The 8,762-nt window shown below is 46.8% G+C and carries 4 protein-coding genes; 3 read left to right on the top strand and 1 reads right to left on the bottom strand.

Going from position 1 to position 8,762, the window contains the following annotated elements:
- Nucleotides 1–60 precede the first annotated feature (60 nt).
- Nucleotides 61–687 (bottom strand): porin family protein, encoded by a 627-nt coding sequence (locus tag QVO39_RS07065; RefSeq protein ID WP_021903588.1) that lies wholly within the window; start codon nucleotides 685–687, stop codon nucleotides 61–63.
- Between the two features lie 792 nt (nucleotides 688–1,479).
- Here QVO39_RS07065 and QVO39_RS07060 point away from each other — a divergent pair.
- The 3 genes from QVO39_RS07060 to QVO39_RS07050 all read left to right on the top strand — a co-directional run bounded on the left by QVO39_RS07060 (nucleotide 1,480) and on the right by QVO39_RS07050 (nucleotide 8,757).
- On the top strand, nucleotides 1,480–3,756 hold the full coding sequence (locus QVO39_RS07060; protein ID WP_021903587.1) for a TonB-dependent receptor family protein: 2,277 nt from the start codon (nucleotides 1,480–1,482) through the stop codon (nucleotides 3,754–3,756).
- A 67-nt stretch (nucleotides 3,757–3,823) separates the two neighbouring features.
- A complete protein-coding gene (locus tag QVO39_RS07055) occupies nucleotides 3,824–7,216 on the top strand; it encodes a SusC/RagA family TonB-linked outer membrane protein (RefSeq protein WP_502685070.1) in 3,393 nt (1,130 codons plus the stop codon).
- 5 nt (nucleotides 7,217–7,221) lie between these two features.
- On the top strand, nucleotides 7,222–8,757 hold the full coding sequence (locus tag QVO39_RS07050) for a RagB/SusD family nutrient uptake outer membrane protein (RefSeq protein ID WP_021903585.1): 1,536 nt from the start codon (nucleotides 7,222–7,224) through the stop codon (nucleotides 8,755–8,757).
- Nucleotides 8,758–8,762: the final 5 nt, after the last annotated feature.

Below are 8,762 nucleotides of genomic sequence, written 5' to 3'. Positions count from 1 at the left end.
GGGGCTTTTCAGACGAAAAGCCCCGCGTACTAACAACTATAGGTTAGCCGATAGTATCACTTAGAATAGGACTCTAGCAGTTACAGAGAATCCCTTTTCCTTGGTGTTGATGTAGTCATTAAGGACCTTTGCCGCACCCTCAAACTTATAGCTATCGCTCATTGCTGCATTGAATGTAGCAGAGATCTGTAGATACTTGAGCACCTCTACGCCGATACCAGCATTGAGACCAATTCCTAGTTTATTGGCCTTGATGTCGTTTGAATTATCAAGCTTGATATCACCTATATTAGTATTGAGTGCAAAGTTGAAGCTAGGGCCAGCAAGGATGAAAAAGCGTGCTGCGGGTATACTGAATACATAGCCTTTCACATTGACAGGTATCTCAATCAGGTTGCTCTTTAGGCTTAGAGCATCCTTACCTGCCATATCAAAGTTAGCACCCTTTTGTGCATAAAGTACGCCAGCCTCAAGTGCTAGTGGAAATATGGGGAGCTCGTATTCAACCATAGGGCCGATGTGGAAAGCGGTGAATAGGTCGCTCTTGTAATCATCTGCCTTGGTGCTGAACTTGCTGAAGTTGGCACCACCCATCACGCCCCAGCGGAGGCCACCTTGAGCTTGTGCCGTGAGTGAGCTAGCAAGTCCTAGGATAATAACCGAAACAACGGTATAAATTCTCTTCATAATCGTTCTGTATTTATGATTAATAAACTATTTGTCGTCGCAAAGATATTCAATTTTTATGAGCCGATAAAACGAATAGTCAAGGTCGACACATTATAATAAGGTATTATCCAGTGGTATTCATTGGAGAGCCTATGGGGAGAGCCCTCCCTTGTCTAGGCAAGAAAAAGCGTAGGTCCAAAACCACCTCAAAGCACCTCCTAAATCCTCTATGCTAGTAAGGCTAAAGTGGAGATGCAACTAAGCAATCGGTTAGTTGCAACTAAGCATTTGCCGAGATGCAACTAAGCAATCGATTAGTTGCATCTCGGCAAACGCCTTTGTATGGAATTGATTTACAGTCGGTTGTAAATGGGGCTACAAACACCCCGTTTTAGCTAGGTTTTTCACTTTGCTCATTTAATACGTAACCACTATCTGATAATCAGGGCTGAAATGTTAGGATAAACTTGCCGTATGGCAGGCCCTCTTCCAAGTGCCTATTAGGGTTCCCTGACCTCTAATGCTTACCTAGGTGGTATTGCCTATTTTACTTTGTGCATCATTCTCATAAAGCACGTCATTCAGCAACGTCAAGTAGGGGATATCCCAAATCATTTGACCATTCTAGTTATATTGGTTGTGTAGACTATCCGCATTAATCATCGTGACATAAGAGAATAAAATACCTATATGTAGGTATTGTGGGAACATTATTGCCTTTATATCTTTGCAGTGCTAAATAATTTTTAAATATATATCTCAGATAATTGGGATATTTTTATTAAGAACCATATTCGCCATACGCTAGTTATGCTTTTTCGACGTTCGACGATTATTCTCATTTTATTCTTTTCTTGCGGTTTAGTTTATGCCCAAGAAAAAGACAGTAATACTGTTTCTCAACAGACTACTCAATCAGTTGATACCCTTGGAGCTATTAGAGATGATGGCCTTATTGATGAGGTGGTAATTTACTCTCGTCCGATATTAGGTAGCAAGTTTCAAGCAAGGAACCGCACTGGTTCTGCTTACTTTTTGTCTCCTAGTGAGCTAGCTAAGTTCAATTATACCGACATCAATCGCATGCTCAAGAGTGTGCCGGGCGTCAATATGTATGAAGAGGATGGCTTTGGTCTTCGCCCCAATATCAGTTTGCGTGGAACCAAGGCCGAGCGGAGTGAGCGTATCTCACTTATGGAGGATGGTATTCTGATTGCTCCCGCTCCTTACTCTGCACCAGCAGCCTATTACTTTCCAAGTGTAGCGAGGATGAGTGCTGTGGAGGTGCTGAAAGGGAGTAGCCAGGTGCAGTATGGCCCCTTTACCACGGGCGGTGCCATCAACATGCTTTCGACTCCTATCCCTACCCACTTTACTGGGAAGTTCAATGCCTCTTACGGTAGCTTTGATACCGCCAAGGGACATATCATGATCGGTGACCGTAGGGGTATATTCGGATATATGGTGGAGTATCTTCGCCATCAATCCAAAGGATTTAGGAGAGATGAGCCTGATGAGCGTATTGGTTTTAAGCGCAATGATGTAGTGGCGAAGTTCGGGATTAGTACCGATCGTTTTTCGGGCGTCAATCATATTGTGGAGCTGAAGTTGGGATGGGCGAATGAGGATTCTGATGAAACCTACCTTGGGCTTAGTAGTGAAGACTTTGCTCTACGCCCTTATTTCAGGTATGCAGGTGCCGATAAGGATCATCTCAAGACACAGCACTTTCAGAGCGTTTTGAGCCACATATTGATGGCCGAGAATGGTCTAAAGATTACCTCCAATCTATACTATAATTACTTTTTTCGTAATTGGTATAAGTTGAGTGACGTGAGGGTAGGTTACCTGAAAGAGGAAAAGCGCTCCATAGGTCAGGTGCTGGCCGATCCAGAGACCAATCACGAATACTTTGAGATTCTTACGGGGCAGCGTGATTATATTGGTGAAGCACTTATGGTGCGTGCCAATCGGAGGAAGTACTTTTCCAGAGGTATTCAATCCAAAGCAGAGCATAAGTGGCGACTAGGAGAGAGCTACCTTACTGTAGAGGGCGGCATTCGGTATCATGAAGATGGTGAGGATCGCTTCCAAGAGGACGACGGTTACTCTATGCAGTCGGGTGAGATGAAGCTCTTCCGCCCAGGAGACCCTGGAAGTCAGTCTAACCAAGTAACGACAGCCCGTGCATGGAGCGGTTATATCTTAAATACATGGGCATGGAACAATCTAACGATTACCGCAGGTTTACGCTATGAAGATGTGGTTTTGGAGAAGCGGAATTATACCAAGCAGGATCCAAGGCGGTCAGGTCGTATTCGTATTGAGACCCCTAATTCGGCTCGAGTGTGGTTACCTGGGGTGGGGGTGAACTACAAAATCATCCCCGAAGTATCGGTGTTTACAGGAGTACATAGAGGTTTTGCCCCTCCGAGTGCCGTTTTGGATCAAAAGCCTGAGAGCTCCACCAATGTGGAAGCTGGTTTGCGTATAGCTATATCTGGCTTGCACTTTGAGGTGATTGGCTTTAATAATAACTATCAAAATATGCTTGGAAGTGACCTTACAGCAGCCGGTGGGCAGGGCACGATGGATCAATTTAATGTCGGTGCAGCACTGGTCAGGGGTGTAGAAGTATTGCTCAACCTTGACCCTATGCCTCATCATTGGTTGGTACGTGTCAATACGCAGCTCTCCTATACCTATACCGACACCAAAATGAAGAACGACTTTACCAGCTCCGCGTGGGGTGATGTCCATGCAGGTGATGAAATACCCTATATTTTTAAGCACTCATTCAATGGCCAGTTGGGGGTCACTTCCAAGTGGGTAGATCTCAATGTGGGTGTGCGTTTCAATGGAGATATGCGTACGGTGCCAGGACAAGGGTCAATGGCACTTAGGGAGACTATTCCGCACCATACTATTTGGGATGCCACCATTCGAGCAAAGGTATATAAGGGTGTTACACTCACGCTAAATGCCATTAACTTAGCGAATAAAGCCTACGTGGTATCGCGTCATCCTTCAGGGATGCGTGCCGGTCACCCAAGAGGTATTTATGGGGGTGTGGAGGTGAAGTTTTAATCAGCTAATTTGTAGTATATGTATATTCAGTGGGTTGGTATGATGCCACTGTGAGTGATCAATAGATATGATGATGAAGAAGATATTCCAGCGACAGCACCTCTCAATGCTTCTACTCCTTTTGCTCTTTTGTAGCCAAGGGACCCTCTTAGCACAAGAGAGCAATGAGAAAGAAACCGTTACTGGGGTGGTGAGCGACCAAACAAGCTTACCCCTTCCTGGCGTGCTTGTGGAGAATAAAAGCAATGGGAGTAGGGCGGTTACCAATGCAGAGGGTAGATACAAGGTGTATGGCACCAAGGGGGATAAGCTAAGTTTCCGCTTTGTAGGCATGGTAACTAAGGTGGTCACTGTAAGTGGATCCATTATGAATGTACAGCTGAAAGAAGATCAGACTCAGTTGGACGAAGTGGTGGTGACTGGTTACCAAAAAGTGCGTAGCAGAGTCTACACCGGTGCCGCAACCGCTGTGAAAATGGCGGAGATAAAGCTTGATGGCGTGCCTGATATGTCGAGGATGTTGGAAGGGCGTATCCCTGGTCTATCGGTACAAAATATATCCGGTACCTTTGGTGCTGCCCCAAAGATTAGCATCCGTGGTGGTGCCACCATCCTAGGTGATGCACAGCCTCTCTGGGTGATAGATGGTGCTGTGTATGAAAATATGGTACCACTGACTATGGATCAATTGGCCTCTGGTGATGCTGTGACGCTGATCGGTTCGGCGGTATCTGGTCTCAATCCTTCCGATATTGAGGATATTCAAGTGCTCAAAGATGCCTCTGCTACTTCGGTCTATGGTGCGCGAGCCCTTAATGGGGTGATAGTGATCACTACGAAGTCGGGCAGAAGGGGGATGCCACTAAGCGTTACCTATGCCACCGAAAATGCCTTTAGGCTAAAGCCCTCCTATAGGGAGTACGACCTCCTGGATTCGCAAGAGACGATGTCGCTCTACCAGGAGATGTGGGATAAGGGTTACTTTGGCGTCAAAGAGTCTTTATATGGCCGAAGGGGTGGTATATACCATCAGATGTATCGAGATATTCTAACAGTGGACCCTAATACTGGCAGTTATCTCCTGCCTAATACTCCAAAGGCGAGGCTAGAGTTTTTGCAACGAGGTGAGTATGCCAATACCGATTGGTTTGACCTCCTCTTTACCTACCGCCCCACCACTCGGCACACCGTCACCCTATCGGGAGGTGGCGACCATGTGGCTACCTATGCCTCTATTGGTTATTACCATGATGGCGGTTGGACCATTACGGATGGGGTACAGCAGCTCACTGCCTACCTCAAGAGCACTTTTTACCCAAAAGAGGAGCTGAAGCTGACTCTTAGTGCCAATGGCAATATCCGTAATCAGAGAGCCCCCGGTACTATGCCCCTAAGGCGGAATAGCCGGATCGGTGCCTACGAGCGCGACTTTGATATCAATCCATTTGCCTATGCGCTTAGCACTAGTCGTACATTAACCCCTTATGATGCCAATGGAAATAGGGCTTACTACCGCAATAATTGGGCGCCTTTCAATATCCTATCTGAGTACGAAAATAATCAGATGCAGATGCGGGTGATAGATTTCAAGTTGCAAGTCGAAGGAAGTTATAAGCCTATCCAAGAGCTCGAGGTGGGAGGCCTCGTCTCTATCCGAAGGGCAGCAACCAGTACCCAGCATGAGGTGAAGGAGCAGTCTAATGTGGTATTGGCCTATCAGGCAGCAGAGACTCCTACAGTAGCCCATGAAAACTTCTACCTCCTTAACGACCCAAATAACCCTGCCTTGCAGCCAAAGGTGGCTCTTACTCACGGTGGTATCCTCAATAAGACCGAGGTGGGGATGACCAGTTTTTTGGGTCGCATATCGGGCGACTACAATAAAAAGGTAGATGAGCACGATATCCGACTCTTTGGTTTCAGCGAGTTGCGTAGTACCGAGCGCTTTATCACCCCTTTCCAAGGTTATGGAATCCAGTACGATAAAGCCAATCAGGTCTACCCCAACCCCAAAGTCTTTGATAAGCTCGCGCAGGAGAATACACCCTACTTCTCGCACAGAAGCATGGTGGATAGGGGCGTTACCTTCTCGCTCAATGCCACTTATGGCTATGCAGGTAAGTACATCTTTAATACGGTGCTCAATTACGAAGGTGCCAATACTTCGGGCAAGGGAGCTAAGGCTCTCTGGTTGCCCACTTGGAATATAGGTGCTAAGTGGAATCTTGATCAAGAGGAGTGGCTCAGAAACCACCCCACCATCTCCAAACTGGCACTCCGCGCTAGCTACGGCCTTACAGCCAAGATGAATGAGGAGGCGATCAATACCAGCAATATCTTCCGGATGGGCATCACCAATCGGCTCCACTTGGAGGATAGAGAGAATGCACTCTTACTTGACCAATTGGAGAATAGAGACCTCACGTGGGAAAAGATGTATGAGCTCAATGTGGGTCTTGAAGTGGGTATGCTAAATAACCGCATCAGCGGTACATTGGATCTATACCAGCGCAATACCTTTGATCTTATCGACCTCGTCCGTACCTCAGGGGTAGGGGGGCAGTACTATAAATATGCCAATTTTGGTGATATGACCACCCGAGGCGTGGAGCTAGGGATTCACTCCAAAAACATTGTTACAGAAAATTTTTCCTGGAGCAGTAGTCTCACCATTAGTGGTATGAGCCAGATGATTACCCGTCTACTCAATTCGCCTAATGCCTTTGATATGGTAGCAGGTCGGGGCAGGGGCAATCTAGTGGGCTATCCCAAAGGCTCACTCTTCTCTTTCAACTTCCAAGGTCTTGACCCCAATGGATTACCTACCTTCGACTTTGGCCTTTACCAAAATAGCCAAGAGCATGCCCGGATTGTTGGTGCCGACTTTTTGGATACAGAGTTCAATAAGAGCTATCTCCTCTATCACGGTCCTATAGAGCCACAGGCAATGGGAGGTCTGATGAATACCTTTAGGTACAAAGAGTGGGAGCTCTCTCTTTTCATCACTATGCAGGCTGGGAATAAGATTCGGATCAATCCTACGTTTGACCCCCTCTATGCCGATCTCAACGTCTTTTCTCGCGACTACCGTGATAGGTGGCTGAGCCCAGGCGATGAGTACCATACCGAGGTGCCAGTACTCCCATCGCAATCTCTTATAGGAGCCATTGGGAGGGAAAATATTGAGCGAGCCTACAATACCTACAACTTCTCGCAAAATAAAGTGGCCGATGGTAGTTTTATTCGCCTGAAGAGTATCTCACTATCTTACACTGCCCAAAAGGAGCTTCTTGAAAGAATTCGCTTGAAAGGCCTATCAGTTAGGCTGAATGCCACCAATCCGCTGATGCTTTATGCCGATAAAAAGCTCAATGGACAAGACCCTGAGTACTACCGTACAGGTGGAGTATCCCTCCCCACACCCAAGCAGGTAACCGTATCAATGAGCATAACGTTTTGAAAATCATGAATAGATATCCATGGATCATAGGTGCCCTACTAGGGCTAATCACATTCGCTAGCTGTACGAAGTACCTAGATAAGAGCCCCAACTCCGACCTCAATATAGAGGTCGACAACGAGGAGAAGATTGCCGAGCTACTCACCGGTGCCTATCCCACAGCTAGCTATATTCCATTCCTTGAGCCCCGAACAGATAATGTGGGCTTCCGACCTTATGGTGAGCAGAATAGGCTCAATGAGGCAATGTACTTTTGGGAAGATTATGATCAAGAGGACCTGGATACGCCGTTAAATTATTGGAACGCTTGTTATCGAGGTATAGCTCAGGCCAATATTGCACTCGAGCTACTCACAAAGTACCCCAAGACAGAGCGTGTCAAGGCACTCTATGGCGAAGCTTTTTTACTAAGAGCTTATCTCCACTTTATGCTGGTGAATATTTGGGCAGAGCCTTATAGAGGAGCCGATGACCTCCATCCTGGTATCCCCTATCTGAAAAGCCCAGAGAAGCATGCCATGGTCGATTATGATAGAGCAACTGTAGCAAAGGTGTATGAGGAGATCGAGGCCGATCTCAAGCTGGGTATTACGCTGGTCAACGACCGCTTCTACCGCCATCCCAAGTTTCACTTCAATAAAAAAGCTGCCTACGCCTTTGCCTCCCGCTTTTATCTGCACAAAGGGGAGTGGCAAAAGGTGGTAGACTATGCCAATTATGTCTTGGGTGGAGACCCAAAAAGAGAGTTAAGGCATTGGACGGAGTATCAAAAGCAGTACGAATTTGCACGCCCACAGCTATTTAAAAGCTATGCAAGTGCATTGGAGCCTGCCAATCTACTCCTCTCCACTACCGAGTCGAGGTGGGCTCGTGAGCTTCCACGAGTGCAGTATGGACCTACTAAGGAGAGCGTAGAGGCCATCTTTGATAAGAAGGGGATTGAAAATGGTGGTAACTTCAAGCGACTCAACCAATCCAGTAGCTACCTCTTTACCCCCTCCCCCTTGCCACTGAAGGTGGGCCGATACATCTCAAAGTTTGATGAGGTGAGGAGTAACCTCGATAGTGGGCTCAAGCCGAGAGGACTCTATGTGACCAATGTGTTATTTACTACTGATGAGGTACTGCTCAATCGTATGGAGGCATTGGCGATGCTCGGTGAGTACAATAAGGCCATTGACGACCTACAAGAGTACACACGAGGGAAGTTCGGCTTTACCCCCTACGTAGAGCGTTCTATCTACCTGACCACCAACCCCCAAAATTATCAGGTCTATAGCCCCTATTATCCCCTTACCATCAAGCAACTTGCATTCGTAAAGCTAGTGCTCGACTTTAGGCAAAAAGAGTTTTACCAAGAGGGGCTTCGGTGGTTGGATATTCGTCGCTTCCACCTCTCTGTGGCTCGTGATAGCAAGAGTAAGTATTACTTTCCCCTTGAGAAAGACGACCCACGCAAGCTTCTACAAATACCCAATGAGGCCATCAAACGAGGGCTCCAGCCCAATCCTCGTGAGCGAAAAGAGTTAGATAGAAAGTAATTGAT

The sequence above is a fragment of the Porphyromonas sp. CAG:1061 genome (assembly GCF_000435035.1).
GTDB lineage: Bacteria > Bacteroidota > Bacteroidia > Bacteroidales > Porphyromonadaceae > Porphyromonas_A > Porphyromonas_A somerae.
Note: the sequence above shows the minus strand (reverse complement) of the source record. Positions and strands in the feature narration are given on the sequence as shown.

Excerpts from the sequence above, each read along its gene's own strand:
- QVO39_RS07050 (WP_021903585.1), top strand. The coding sequence starts at position 7,222 with ATGAATAGATATCCATGGATCATAGGTGCCCTACTAGGGCTAATCACA.
- QVO39_RS07060 (WP_021903587.1), top strand. The coding sequence starts at position 1,480 with ATGCTTTTTCGACGTTCGACGATTATTCTCATTTTATTCTTTTCTTGC.
- QVO39_RS07065 (WP_021903588.1), bottom strand. The coding sequence starts at position 687 with ATGAAGAGAATTTATACCGTTGTTTCGGTTATTATCCTAGGACTTGCT.
- QVO39_RS07055 (WP_502685070.1), top strand. The coding sequence starts at position 3,824 with ATGATGATGAAGAAGATATTCCAGCGACAGCACCTCTCAATGCTTCTA.